This window comes from Pseudomonas putida (assembly GCF_026625125.1).
In the GTDB taxonomy this organism is placed as follows: domain Bacteria; phylum Pseudomonadota; class Gammaproteobacteria; order Pseudomonadales; family Pseudomonadaceae; genus Aquipseudomonas; species Aquipseudomonas putida_X.
The window spans coordinates 3,279,087-3,291,949 of record NZ_CP113097.1; the positions used below are offsets into that span (position 1 = coordinate 3,279,087).

The 12,863-nt window shown below is 60.5% G+C and carries 10 protein-coding genes; 3 read left to right on the top strand and 7 right to left on the bottom strand.

What is annotated here, in order from left to right; all coding sequences use genetic code 11:
• Positions 1–57: 57 nt before the first annotated feature.
• Complete coding sequence (locus OSW16_RS15125) at positions 58–1,434, bottom strand: oligosaccharide flippase family protein (protein ID WP_267816394.1); 1,377 nt, start codon at positions 1,432–1,434, stop codon at positions 58–60.
• 94 nt (positions 1,435–1,528) lie between these two features.
• Here OSW16_RS15125 and OSW16_RS15130 point away from each other — a divergent pair, with 94 nt between their 5' ends.
• The 3 genes from OSW16_RS15130 to galE all read left to right on the top strand — a co-directional run bounded on the left by OSW16_RS15130 (position 1,529) and on the right by galE (position 6,698).
• Complete coding sequence (locus OSW16_RS15130) at positions 1,529–3,055, top strand: O-antigen ligase family protein (protein ID WP_267816396.1); 1,527 nt, start codon at positions 1,529–1,531, stop codon at positions 3,053–3,055.
• Positions 3,056–3,059: 4 nt separating this feature from the next.
• Complete coding sequence (locus OSW16_RS15135; RefSeq protein ID WP_267816398.1) at positions 3,060–5,660, top strand: glycosyl hydrolase family 5; 2,601 nt, start codon at positions 3,060–3,062, stop codon at positions 5,658–5,660.
• A gap of 75 nt (positions 5,661–5,735) precedes the next feature.
• A complete protein-coding gene (gene galE / locus OSW16_RS15140) occupies positions 5,736–6,698 on the top strand; it encodes a UDP-glucose 4-epimerase GalE (RefSeq protein ID WP_267816400.1) in 963 nt (320 codons plus the stop codon).
• A gap of 72 nt (positions 6,699–6,770) precedes the next feature.
• Here the strand turns inward: galE and OSW16_RS15145 are convergent, their stop codons facing one another.
• The 6 genes from OSW16_RS15145 to OSW16_RS15170 all read right to left on the bottom strand — a co-directional run bounded on the left by OSW16_RS15145 (position 6,771) and on the right by OSW16_RS15170 (position 12,816).
• Positions 6,771–7,577: a CpsD/CapB family tyrosine-protein kinase gene (locus tag OSW16_RS15145; protein WP_241803674.1), complete on the bottom strand. Its 807-nt coding sequence runs from the start codon at positions 7,575–7,577 to the stop codon at positions 6,771–6,773.
• 12 nt (positions 7,578–7,589) lie between these two features.
• Complete coding sequence (locus OSW16_RS15150; protein ID WP_267816402.1) at positions 7,590–9,158, bottom strand: GumC family protein; 1,569 nt, start codon at positions 9,156–9,158, stop codon at positions 7,590–7,592.
• 20 nt (positions 9,159–9,178) lie between these two features.
• Positions 9,179–10,294 carry a hypothetical protein gene (locus tag OSW16_RS15155; RefSeq protein WP_267816404.1) on the bottom strand — a complete coding sequence of 372 codons (1,116 nt, stop codon included), beginning with the start codon at positions 10,292–10,294 and terminating at the stop codon, positions 9,179–9,181.
• Positions 10,295–10,319: 25 nt separating this feature from the next.
• A complete protein-coding gene (locus tag OSW16_RS15160; protein ID WP_241803679.1) occupies positions 10,320–10,877 on the bottom strand; it encodes a polysaccharide biosynthesis/export family protein in 558 nt (185 codons plus the stop codon).
• 304 nt (positions 10,878–11,181) lie between these two features.
• The gene (gene eppA, locus OSW16_RS15165; protein ID WP_012314771.1) at positions 11,182–11,358 is read right to left on the bottom strand and encodes an EPS-associated small membrane protein EppA; all 177 of its coding nucleotides are present in this window, start codon (positions 11,356–11,358) and stop codon (positions 11,182–11,184) included.
• Positions 11,359–11,697: 339 nt separating this feature from the next.
• The gene (locus OSW16_RS15170; protein WP_267816408.1) at positions 11,698–12,816 is read right to left on the bottom strand and encodes a glycosyltransferase family 61 protein; all 1,119 of its coding nucleotides are present in this window, start codon (positions 12,814–12,816) and stop codon (positions 11,698–11,700) included.
• Positions 12,817–12,863 lie beyond the last annotated feature (47 nt).

A 12,863-nucleotide genomic window follows, 5' to 3' on the forward strand; every position in this document is an offset into this window, starting at 1 on the left:
CTATGCCGTTGGTTTTATCTAGCCCGGTTTCTTATTGAGCAGCCTGCCGGGAAGGCTTCAGAGCCATTCGAAAAAGCGCGTGATCAGCAACCCACACACTGCACCGACCGCCAACATCGGTAGCACTACCAGTTCACGCTTGAAACTCCAGATATTCAGCTTGGAATTGACATAGACAATCAGTGCCAGCGTCGGGAAGGTATGCAGCGCGGCACCCCAGATGGCGTACTTCACTCCGCCCATGAACAGCAACAACGGTATCAGTGTCCACAACGAGACGAGCCGGATGATGTTGTCCATGGCCTGGTACTTGGTATGGCCCAAGGCAATCCACAACTGATGTGCCAAGGTATAGCGCAAGGTGAAGAACGACAGCGACAGAATCGCCAGCATTGGGCCTGCGTCGGCATAGCGATCATCGTACATCCAGCCGATCAGCAGTGGGCTGGCGGTCAGGAAGCCGCCACACAGGAACAGCATGACCAGATCGACCAGCAGCCTGAAGTGGAAGTAGAGTTTTTTCAGCCGCGCATGGTCACCTTCCCTGGCCGCCTCGCTGAAGGCCGGAAGCGCCACTGACCCGACCAGTTTGAGCAGGCCGGTCTGGATCGACCCCAGAATCAGCACGGCTATGGAATACACCCCAAGCTGCGCCACCGTCATCGTGCCGCCGAACCAGATGCGGTCGCCATACATCGCCAGCACCCCGACCATCGAAGACAGCAGAATCCAGCGGCCGAACACGATCAGTTCGGTCAGCGCTGCACGGTCCCATTGCAGCCGGTTGTGCGGGCCTTGCAAGGCGAAGTGGCCCAGCAGCGTGCCAACCAGTGCCGAGGCCAGCCCGGCGATCACCAGAGACCAGATGGACCGGGTGAAATACCCGATGACCAGCATGGTGATCAACCCGACGACCTGCGAGGCGAGTTCTATCAGCACCACGCGCTTTTGCTGGAAGGCGCGTACCGCGACGTCTATCTTGGTGGACTGGAACCCCCAGATGATCGCTGAAATGCCGGTCACCGCCAGCACCAGCGGTAGCTCTGGGGCAGCGTAGGTGGAATGCGCCGGCCACAGATCGGCCACTTGCGCCCACCAGGCGCCGAGGGCCAACAGCAGCGTCAGCGTGAACAGCGTGAAGCCGCGCACGATCTGCACCGTCCAGGCGGTGTTGAGGAACAAGGGGTCGTCGCCGCGGTGGCTTTGAATGATGTTCTGCCGCAGGCCGACATCGGACAGCAGGTGCAACAGCACAGAAACGGTCGTGGCAATGACCATGACCCCGAACATTTCCGGCAGCAGTATCCGCGCCATGATCAGGTTGCCGCCCAGGCGCAGCACCTGCGAGGCCACCAGCGAGACCAGGTTCCATGCACCTGCGCCCATGGCACGCTTGCGCAGACTGGCAGGTGCTTGCACATCAATCGACGGCATGAGTTGAATCTCTGACTGAATGGCTAGAAGTCACTATAGTTTCAATTAGCCATGATGCTAGTGCCCATCCACCCAGGGACAGGTGAACTCTCCCATGCCCGAACATTTACGTGCGCTGATCGTCATTTTGTTCCTGGCTTGCGTGGTGTTCTTTCTCGCGCGCAGCCCGGCGACGGACCTGATTGCCGAGGGCGATTTCAAGCGCCGCCGCAACCTGTGGTTCGCCTTGACACTGGTGGCCTTCTTCGCGCACAGCTACTGGATCTACACCGCCGTTGCCGCCGTCATCCTGCTCACGGCCAGGCGCCGGGAGCGCAACCCCATGGCGCTGTTCTTCCTGTTGCTGTTCGTCATCCCGCCCGCTTCGAAAGAAGTGCCCGGGTTTGGCGTGGTCAACTACCTGATCGAGCTGAACCATCAACGCATACTGACCTTGTGCGTGTTGCTTCCCGCCGCACTGGTGCTGAGCAAGCAGAGCGGCACGCTGCGTTTCGGCCGCCTGTGGGCCGACAAGCTGCTGGCCGCCAGCCTGTTGCTGATGGGGCTGCTGTACCTGCGCGAAACCACGATTACCGATACCCTGCGCCAGGCGGTGTACCTGTATGTCGACGTGTTCCTGCCCTACTACGTCGCCAGCCGCGGGCTGAGAGAGCTCAGTGACTTCAAGGACGCGATGCTGGCCTTTGTCATTGCGGCAATGGTCCTGTCGCTGCTGGCGGTGGCTGAGTACGCCCGCCACTGGCTGCTGTACAACGCCCTGCTCGACGCCTTGGGTGTGGAATGGAGCATGAAGGGCTACCTGAGCCGGGGCGGTTCCTTGCGTGCCAGCGTCACCGCCGGCCAGGCCATTGCCCTGGGCTATGTGATTACGGTTGCGATTGGCCTATTCCTGTTCGTGCAGGGCTTTGTGCGCAGCCAGTTGCAACGCAACCTTGGGGCCTTGCTGCTGGCCGCTGGCCTGTTTGCCCCCCTGTCTCGCGGCCCCTGGGTGGGCGCGGCAGTGATGATTGTCGTGTTCATCGCCATGGGCAAGCGTGCGGTCACGCGCCTGTCCCTGCTCGCCCTGGCAGGGGTGCTGAGCATTCCAGTGCTGACCGTCGTGCCTGGCGGCGACAAGATCCTCGACCTGCTGCCGTTCATCGGCAGCGTGGACAATGAGAACATCACCTACCGCGAGCGTTTGCTCGACAATTCGTGGATCGTCATTCAGCGCTACCCGTTGTTTGGTTCGTTCGATTTCCGCAACACGCCGGAAATGCAATCGATGATCCAGGGCGAAGGCATCATCGACATCGTCAACACCTACATCGGCCTGGCACTGCGGATCGGCCTGGTTGGGCTGGGGCTGTTCGTAGCGTTCTTCGCCTGCGTGCTGATGGGCATCAACAAGAGCATGCGCACCTTCCCCGACAGGAATGATCCTTACCGTCAGCTCGGCCGGGTGCTGCTGGCGACATTGCTGGGCATTCTGGTAACCATTTTCACGGTCAGCAGCATCACGGTCATCCCGGTGGTGTACTGGTCGATTGCCGGGCTCGGCATCGCCTACATCCAGATGGTACGCAGGCACGCTTTTGCCGATGCCGAACACCCAGCCAACGCCACCCTGCAACCGAGGTAGTTCAATGACCGGCACTTCATTCTGCCCCTTGGCCCGGGCAACGGCACTGGTTGGCCTGCTGATGCTGCCGATGGCCGGAATGGCGTCGGACTGGGTTGTCAGTGTCGACGAACAGAACGGCCTGCCCACCCTGACGCGCGGCGGCGGCCCGGCCTTTGTCTCAAGCTTCGACTTCTGGGGGCCAGACTGGAGCTGGACGGGCTTCTACCCCACACTCAAGGTTCAGGGACCTTACCGCTACACCCTGACGGGGCGGAACAAGGACCTTGATTTCGACCTCAAGGCCGATATCCAGAAGGACCAGGAGCAAACCTTGACCTGGCACTTCGACCTGCAGGCACAGAGCAAGCAAGACGATGTCATGGGCGGTGGCATCGTCTGGCGCTTCGACCCCGCGCTGATCGCCGGGGACATGGGCGATCCGGTGCTGTTGCCCGGCAACCGTGGCTGGGCCTGGGGCAAGAACAGCGAAGGCCCGCACGTGGAAATGCGCTTCGATCCCCCGTTGGCCAAGGTCTACTTCGAGCGCGGCGACACCAGCCAGGTGCGAACCTTTTTCTACACCGACCCGATTCTGCCTGGCCGCCAACAGATCGAGGCGGCGCTGACCGTGACCGGGGACGTCGCCATAGGCCCCACGCCCAGCGAACGCTTCGGCCTGGCCGACCCCACGCAATGGCCGGACGACCAGCTGGACTGGCGCACGTCACCGGTGGACCTTTCGTTTCTCAACGCCGGGGAAAAACCAGCCGGCAAGCGTGGTTTCGTCAAAGCTTCGGGTGAACGACTGGTGTTTGCCGACAACACTCCGGCGCGCTTCTGGGGCACCAACCTGTCGGCCTATGCGCTGTTCAAGACGCCGGACGATGAGATCAAGGCGCAGGCCAAGCGGCTGTCGGCACTGGGCTTCAACCTGGTACGGCTGCACCACCACGACTCGCCGTGGGTGAGCCCGAACATCTTCGGCGACCTCACGCAGATCAAGAATACCGAGCAACTGGACGCCGAATCGCTGAGGAAGATCGACTGGTGGATCAAATGCCTCAAGGACGAAGGCGTGTATGTCTGGCTCGACATGAACGTCTCGCGCATCCTGACCGCCAACGACAACATCTACGCCTTCGATGAGCTACCCAAAGAGCAAGGCGTCGCTGGCGTGAAGGGCTATGCCTACGTCAACGTCACCATTGCCCAGGCCATGAAGCGCTTCGCCGAACGCTACATGACCCACGTCAACCGCTATACCGGGCTTGCCTACAAGGACGACCCGGCCATCGCGGCCATTTTGCTCACCAACGAAAACGACATCACCCAGCACTTTGGCAACGCACTGTTGCCGGACAAAGGCGTGCCCCGCCACAGCCGGCTGTACATGGACCAAGCCAAGGCGTTCGCCAGCCGCCAGGACCTGCCGGCGGACAAGACCTGGCGCGCCTGGGAGCACGGGCCCTCGAAGCTGTTTCTCAACGACCTGGAACACCGGGTGTTCGCCGACATGATCACTGACCTGCGCAACATCGGGGTCAAGGTCCCCATCTCCACCACCAGCACCTGGGGGGGCAACGGCTTGTCCTCGCTGCCGTCGCTGACCACCGGTGACGTGATCGATGCCCACAGCTATGGCGGCATCGGGCAGCTGGAGAAAAACCCGTTGACCAGCGATGGCTTGATCAACTGGCTCGGCGCCGCTCAGGTGGTGGGCCTGCCGATGACGGTCACTGAGTGGAACGCCGAACCCTTCCCGCTGCCTGACCGCCACTCGTTGCCGCTGTATGTGGCTGCCACGGCCAGCCACCAGGGCTGGGACGCCATCATGCAGTACGCCTACAGCCAGCAGGCCTTTTTCAGCCAGTGGCGCCGCGCAGACAACTGGAATGCCTACAACGACCCGGCGCTGATAGCTACCCTGCCTGCCGCCGCCCTGCTCTACCGCCGCGAGGACGTGCAGCTGGCGACAACCCGCTACGTCTTCGCACCCACTGCAGAGACCTTGTTCAACAGGGCGATCACCCCCACTACCTCGGTGCTGCTGCGCACCGCCATGGAAAAGGGCCAACTGCAGATCGCCATGCCCCAGACGGCGCAACTGCCGTGGCTGCAGGCCAGTACCATTCCCGCCGATGCACAGGTACTGCACGACCCGGACCAGTCACTGCTCGATGCCAACGCCCGCGAGTCGGTCACCGACACCGGGCAACTGCGGCGCAACTGGCAACGGGGCGTGTACACCATCGACACGCCCTCGACCCAGGCCGCGACCGGCTGGCTGGGCGGCCAGGCCATGGACCTTGGCGACATCCAGCTGCAGCTGAAAACCGCGTATGCCAGCGTGGTGGTACAAAGCCTCGATACCAAGCCGTTGAACCAGTCGCGCAGCCTGCTGATTTCACTGGGTACCCGTGCCGTGCCCCGGCCCGACGACATGACCCCGTTTCACGTCGAGCCGCTCGAAGGCACCCTGAGCGTCAAGGCACCAGCAGGCTTGAAACTCTACGGCCGCACGCCCGACGGCCAGGAGCAGGTGCTGGCGTCGAGCTACGAACAGGGGCGTTACATCATCCGTTTCAATGGCCGCAGCATGGCCAACTGGCTTTTCTTGAAATAGGGCATATCGCCATCTAGAGTCAATTCAGACCTGTATTCCAGGCATTCGACGCTGCTTCTGTTCCAGGAGGATTGGATGAAGTACTTGGTTGTCGGGGGTTCAGGCTACATCGGCTCACACATGGTCAAGCACCTGTTGGCCGCCGGGCATGAAGTGGTGGTAGCGGATACCGTGGCCACCGGCCCCGCTATCGAATGGGTCGAGCTGGATATCGCAGATACGCACGCGCTCGATGCCCTGTTCGACGACTGCCACTTCGATGCGGTTTTCCATTTTGCCTCGTTCATCCAGGTGGCCGAGTCGGTCAGCGACCCGTGCAAGTATTACCAGAACAACGTCGCTGCCACGCTGACCCTGCTCGATGCCATGGTGCGAGCGGGGATCGAGCACCTGGTGTTCTCCTCTACGGCAGCCGTTTACGGCGACCCACAGTACATCCCCATCGATGAGCGGCACCCCAAGGTGCCGATCAACCCCTACGGGCGAAGCAAGTGGATGGTGGAGCAGATCCTTCAGGACTTCGACCGCGCCTACGGGTTGCGCTCGGTGTGCCTGCGTTACTTCAATGCGGCGGGCGCCGACCCGGAAGGATTGCTGGGTGAATGCCACGAACCGGAAACCCACCTGATCCCCTTGATCCTGCAGGCGGCCTCTGGCCGGCGCGATGCCATCACTGTGTTCGGCCATGATTACGACACCCCCGACGGCAGCTGTATCCGTGATTACGTGCATGTGGCCGACCTGGCGTCGGCACACGCGCTGGCGGTGGATTACCTGTTGGCCGGTGGCGCAAGCACGGCGTTCAACCTGGGCAATGGCCTTGGGTTTTCCGTGCAGGAGGTGATCGACACCGCCCGGGTCGTGACCGGGCGGCAGATCAACGTGGTCGAGGCAGCCCGCCGCGATGGCGACCCGGCCAGGCTGGTAGCGGACGCTGCACGGGCCAGGGGGGTGCTGGGATGGCAGCCACGCTTCGATTCACTGGAGCAGATCGTGCGGCACGCCTGGGAATGGGAGCTTCAATACCCCTGGCAATGAGGTGAGCGCAACAGCAAGCGCAAGCAAGGAGCAAGCCTGGTCAGCCAGCTCCTTGCATCGGCGATCAAAGACTCAGTAGTAAGGCCGCGGTTGCTCATCCGCCTTGTTCAATACCGCCCCGATCAGGTTCGCTGTCGCCAGATGATGCAGGCAGTCTTCGATGTCCTTCTTGCTGTTCACCCCGTTGGCCACCACCAGCAGCACACAGTCGAACTTCGGCAAGACGGTCAATGCATCGTCGGAACTCAACAGCGGTGGCAGATCGAAAATGCAGATGCGCGAGTCGTAGCGGTCGCGCAGGTCGCTGATCAGGCTGTTGACCTTGGGCGATGACAACATCTCGGTGGACATCGGTATCGGTTCGCGCGTCGGCAACACCACGAACCGCGGCAAGGTCGGGTTGACCAGAACCTCTTCCAGCCAGGCCTCGCCTTTGAGGAGCTCATTCAGCGCTTTGTCCATGGGCAGGCCAAGGCTGCTGCCAACCCTGGGTCGGCGCAGGTCGAAGTCCACCAGCAATGCGGTCTTGGTGGTGTGGTGGGCGATGCTCATGGCCAGGTTGACAGCCAGCACCGTCTTGCCCGCCTCGGGTGTCGGCGACGTGATCGCCAACGTCCGCCAGCCGTTTTCTTCCATGGCCTGCAACACTTGCGTGCGCAGCAGGTCGATGGCCCCGCTCATGTTCGAGTTCTTGTTGTAGGAGACGATCCGGTTGCGTTCCAGGTGCTCCGCCCGCAGCGGCACCACCTTGGTCTGCACGTAGTCGAATTGCCCCAAGGCTTCGGGCTGCTGCGGCACGAGCGGCGCCTTTGGCGTTTCAGCGGGAGAGGGAGAAACCTGATGAATGTTCTTTCCGATAGCCGGCGTAATTCTGTCCATCGCTGCGCTTCCCTATTCAAACCGAGCCATAGCTTTAAACAGCAAGAGGTCCAGTGGCATGTAGAACACATGGACGACCACCATCAGCATAGCAATCAGTAACAACCCGGCGATGGCCAGCAGCACTCGCCACTTGCGGCGCCTGGCTACATCGGCCTGGGTGGAAATGTACGGCACGGCCACCAGCACGCGCTTGCCCAGCACGCTTTCCAGGGCACCGACACCGCGGATACGCTGGTTGAGCATTTCCAGCAGCATCACCAGCCCGCCACCCACTGCCGGCGCCAACACCAGGCCCAATGCGACAATTTTCTTGCGGTTGGGCTTGACCGGTTTTTCCGGCATCAACGGTGGCTCCAGCAGCACGAAGCGCTCGGCCTTGTTTTCCTGCTCCAGGCTTTCGGTGATCTTCGCGCCCATTTCCTTGTTGCGGATTTCCTCGTACTTCTTGCGCGCGTTGTCATGGTCGCGCATCAGCGTGACCAAGCCGCGCTCCACCTGCGGAGCCTCGAGAATATCGGCCTCATAGCCTTCCATCTTGGCCGTCAGCTGCCGTTTCTGTTCAGCAAGCGATGCGATGCGCGACTGAGTAGCCGCCATTTTGGTGCGTACCCTGGCGGCGTCGAGATTCATGGCCGCCGCAGCGGCGATCCCCTTCTCGCCCGACGCCTTGAGCAGGTCGATCTTGCGTTTGACGGCCACCACATCGGGGTGCGCCGGGGTGTACTTGGTCAACAGCCGGGCATACTCGGCCTTGAGGCTGGCCAGGTCCTGGGGTTGGTCCGCCGCGGCAGGCCTGCCGCCAGCCGCCTGTGCGGGCACCCCCGCATTGGCAGCCGCCAGTTCCAGTTCCAGGTAACGCAGCTCTTCCTGGGCGGCCTTGTAGTCACGATCGACCTCGCGGAACTCCAGCTCCGAACGCGACAACATGCTCATGCGCAACTGCTGGTTCTCAGGCAAGGCATTGGCGTGCGCCTGCTTGAAATCCGCCAGCTTGTTCTCGAGTGCAGCCAACTCGGCGCCCAGCTTGTTCGCCTCTTGGGTAAGGAATTCAGTGGTCTCGGTTGCCCGTTCGGTGCGCTGCTTCATGTTTTCGTTGAGAAACAGCGTCACCAGTTCGTCGGCCACTTCCTTGGCAACTTCAGGGCGCTTGTCCTCGTACGAAACCGTGAACGCGACCGTCGCCTCGCCACGCCCTTTGACATAGGTACTGAGCGTGGCCACGGCGATGGCGCTGCGCATCTGCTCGATCTTGTCGGTTTCGCTGAACTGCCTGCCCTTGTCGGCGAACAGATTGTATTTGTCGATGATCTTCAGCAGGTTCTCGCGGGTCATGACGCGCTGACGAATGACCTCGATACGCTCATCGGCAAAACTGTTGTTGTTGGCCGAGACCAGCTCCGGGGAAATCTGCTGCGACTCCACCAGGATGGTGCCGGTCGACTGGTAAAGGGGCGGCACCGTGACGGCCACCCCGATGGTTGCCGCAATCACGACCACGATGCTCACCCCCAGCAACAAGGCGCGGTCCTTGATGATGGCGATGTAATCTTTAAGGGAAAGCTCGTAGTCCGATTTCATGGTGGCCACCCGTGCGAGAGTCAGATGTCGGGATATCTGTACGTCAACGTCAATCCGGCAATGGTCGCGTCAGCATCGGGCAAGCCGTCTTGCTGGCGCTGCTTGTACATCAACGAAAAACGCAGGTCCCAGGCCGGTGAGAATGCGCGGCTGGCCCACACGCCATAGGTTTGCAAGGTGTTTGGCGACACCCCTTTGCTGTCCTGCCAGGAGGCATCCACACCTACGCGGTCGACCTCGGTGACCAGGTAGCTCCAGCTGCCGCGCACCATGTCGAGCTCGGCGAAGCCGCCCTCGGCGTTGGCTACGGTGCTGCGCTCAGCGCTGAAGCTGGCGTCGGCACGTTCACCCCGGTAGAACAGCGACATGCCACCTTCACCGCGGCGCCCGCCGCCAGACCCCGTGGTCTTGTTGACGCCGACATGCACCTCGCCTTCGAACCGTTCGGAAAAACGGTGCCTGACGCCGATGTTCGGGCTGTAGCTGTTGGAAGACACTGCGGTGGTATCGTCCTGCGGCTCATAACGCCTGGCGTCGAAACCGGTGATGATGTCGGTGCGCTCACTCCAGGCGTAGGTCCACGTCGATGTGTTGTACAACTCGTCGTAACCGGTCAGCGAACTGATGTCATAACGGGCATGCGAATAGGTAAGGACGTTGGCCAGCGTACTGCGCTCGGTCACCGCACTGCTCCAGTTGCCCTCGAGCGTGGACATCCTCTGCGTGCCGTCGGTGGTGACCACACCGGTGTCCTGCACCGCACCGGACAGCGTGGAGCTTTCCTCGTAACGCGCCAGCAAACCGAAGCCTCCGGTCTGGGTTTCGCGCTGCCACCCCAGGCTCAACTTGGGGTCTTCTCGGTCATCGACGATCGACCGATCGGATGAGCGCAGCACGTTGACACCCAGGCCCAGACGCAACTGGTCGCGGTCGAACTGACCGATCAGGCTGTAGTCGGGCGCAATGATGGTACGCGTCACACCTTCCTCCTCGGACGTCAGGAGCAATGGGTTGCTGTCGTACTCGACAGACGTGGGCACCACGACTGAAGACTGCCAAATGGCGGCGTGAACCACCCCAGACAACGGCAACATCATCATTGCCGTTGCAATATGCGTTGGTCTAAAAATAGGCACTAGAGATTCTTATATATTGGAAGGGTCAAGGTACGACCAGCGTATCGCCAGCCTGAAGTTGGAAGTTGGTGGACATGTCGCGCCCAGAAACCAGATCCTTGTAGCGCACCGGCAATACCTTTTGTGACGGGCCGCTGCCGCGGATGACCTTGATGGCACTTTCGTCGGCGAATTTGTCCATTCCACCCGACATGCTCAGCGCCTGAAGCACCGCCGTAGGGCCTGCCATGGGCACCGGCCCTGGCTTGATGACTTTGCCTTGCACATACACAAGGTTGCCCGCCGTGCCAGTGACGACGACGCTTACGTTGGGATCGGCCAGGTAGGGTTTCAGGCCGGCGGTGACCTTGGCGGCAACCGCCGTGACGTCCAGGCCGGCCACATCGATGCGGCCAGCCAGTGGGAAGGTGATGCTGCCATCGGGCAGTACGACGGTTTCCTGGCGAAGGGTGTCCTCCTGCCAGACCGAAATCAGCACCCGGTCACCGGGGCTGAGCAGATACGCTGAATTGCCTTGATCAGCAACACTGCTGCCGGACCAAGCCACCAATACGCAGAAGATGGAAATCAGCAAACGCGCCATCAGGGATCCCTCCGGCCTTGCGGCCCAGGTTCAAGAGCACTGAATGAGAACGACACTAAACCTCTCGCTCCACTTCGCAGCCGTTATCGCGCTGCGACGGCCTCAAGCATCCAGGAGGCCCTGTTACCGCAATGCCGCTTCGCCTGCCACTGCCAATTTGCGCCTGGGGCGTCAGCTACTGGAATATAGCAACAGCTGTAAAATTGACAAGCGACTGATCCCGTCTTTGACCTAAACATCCCATATCTAGCGTCAATTCACTGGCACCACGGTTAAGTACTTCGTATTTGTAATAGCAACGTCCTCAAATTTTCTTTCTGTTGGCAACTGCGACAAACCCGATTACCGCAAACGCAAACACCCAGCCTGCCGTCGCCAGAGGAACAATGTTGGTCTGGCTCATATAAGAGTCAGCCGCCCGTGCCGCCCCGCTCAATAACACCAACAAAAAGATGGATTTGATGAACAGTGTTGAGCGCATGGTCCCCTCCTACGAAGAGGAAAATTTATTATGGGTTTTTTGGCGGAGGAATGAATCGCTGTTGATTTGAGCTTATGGGCACGATGCCATTACGTCAACGTTCCGACACCATAATAAATCTCAATCGGCCACCCCCTGATTAGTCAAATTTTCGACATGCAGAAGATGCAGGCTCTTTTGAGGGTGGCCAATCTGTAGCAACTCATTGAAATGGCGGAAAAAAGAGTTTTTCATCGAGACCCCCAATGGCTCGCTTGCGGATAGACACACCCACGCGCGAGTTGAACGATGTGTTTCAAAGACGAGAAACAGTGCGAATCATTGCGCTTCGCGTCACGCTTATGACGGGAAAAGATCGAGGGTACGTTCGACCTCATCGATATCGATCGTGAAGCCATCGCCCTGCGGCATACCGACCACAAAGCCGAAATGCTGATAGTCACGGTCCGTCAGGTACTTGTAGTAGCTGACGAAGCGGTTGGGCGGCTGCAGCGTCAGCAGCGAGCCACCTGAGCGCAGTACGTTGACGCCGTGAACCAGCTGGCTGCCTTCCACGCCGATCACCGTCCTGGCCCCTGCGCACGCCGCAACGATGGTCGGCACATCGCATTTGAGTGGGTCGATGACTCGAAAGCCACGGTGCCTGCGCAGGTGTTCGGCGACCTCGAGTTCATTGCGCATGAACCGCAATTCCCCTTCACAGCCGCGTAGAATGAACACGCCGGGGTGCGTCACAGGGTCCACATGCGACAGCAACTTGTCGCCCATGGCGCGGTAGCGCCGATGCCGGCTGCTGTTGTTGCTCACGTCATCGAAGAGCACCAGTTCCTTGAAAAAGGCGCTACGCAAGCGCAAGGGCTGCATGTCCAGCCACGCCTCGTAACCGGGGGCTTGAGTGAACAGTGGAAACCTGGCCGACGGTGCCGTGGTAACAGGGATGCCCTCGTTGCGCGCAAGTGTGTAGGTCGGGCAATTTTCCATCAACCAGGTACCGAACCACGTGTTGCCGTTTTGCGTGCAATACACGGCACCGCGCTCGATTTCGTAGTCCACCGTTACCCGCGGAAAGGTGCTGGGCTTCAACGACAGCCAGTGGGTGGCATCGTCTTTGTACAAAGCCCCGTCAATCAGCCATACATCCTTCAGCAGGTAGCCCCGCGTCGGGCCTTGCTGCGTAAGAATACCGCCGTGCATGGTGCCGGCGGGGTGAACATGCGGGAAAAACCGCTTGGCCTCCCAGCCGGTCACACGCTCCAACTGGTTGGGCAGGAAAAACGCCGGTGGGGAGACGGTGGTCTCACCGGGTGCAATGTCCCAGGTTTTAACCGCGCGCGTTTTTATGTCGATATCGGCTTTACGGGCAAGCCGCTTTCTCGCGATGTGTTTGTAGGCGGCCAGTGTCCAGGCAGTTTCGCTGGAGATCAGCGTCGAACTGAACTTAGAAATATCGCTACCCATGGAAAGCCCCTTTATAAGAGCGCCAAAAAAAGATCGCAAGTAACGTC

What these genes read in the sequence shown, in the direction of transcription:
- OSW16_RS15125 (WP_267816394.1), bottom strand. Translation starts at nt 1,434, where the DNA reads ATGCCGTCGATTGATGTGCAAGCACCTGCCAGTCTGCGCAAGCGTGCC.
- OSW16_RS15130 (WP_267816396.1), top strand. Translation starts at nt 1,529, where the DNA reads ATGCCCGAACATTTACGTGCGCTGATCGTCATTTTGTTCCTGGCTTGC.
- OSW16_RS15135 (WP_267816398.1), top strand. Translation starts at nt 3,060, where the DNA reads ATGACCGGCACTTCATTCTGCCCCTTGGCCCGGGCAACGGCACTGGTT.
- galE (WP_267816400.1), top strand. Translation starts at nt 5,736, where the DNA reads ATGAAGTACTTGGTTGTCGGGGGTTCAGGCTACATCGGCTCACACATG.
- OSW16_RS15145 (WP_241803674.1), bottom strand. Translation starts at nt 7,577, where the DNA reads ATGGACAGAATTACGCCGGCTATCGGAAAGAACATTCATCAGGTTTCT.
- OSW16_RS15150 (WP_267816402.1), bottom strand. Translation starts at nt 9,158, where the DNA reads ATGAAATCGGACTACGAGCTTTCCCTTAAAGATTACATCGCCATCATC.
- OSW16_RS15160 (WP_241803679.1), bottom strand. Translation starts at nt 10,877, where the DNA reads ATGGCGCGTTTGCTGATTTCCATCTTCTGCGTATTGGTGGCTTGGTCC.
- eppA (WP_012314771.1), bottom strand. Translation starts at nt 11,358, where the DNA reads ATGCGCTCAACACTGTTCATCAAATCCATCTTTTTGTTGGTGTTATTG.
- OSW16_RS15170 (WP_267816408.1), bottom strand. Translation starts at nt 12,816, where the DNA reads ATGGGTAGCGATATTTCTAAGTTCAGTTCGACGCTGATCTCCAGCGAA.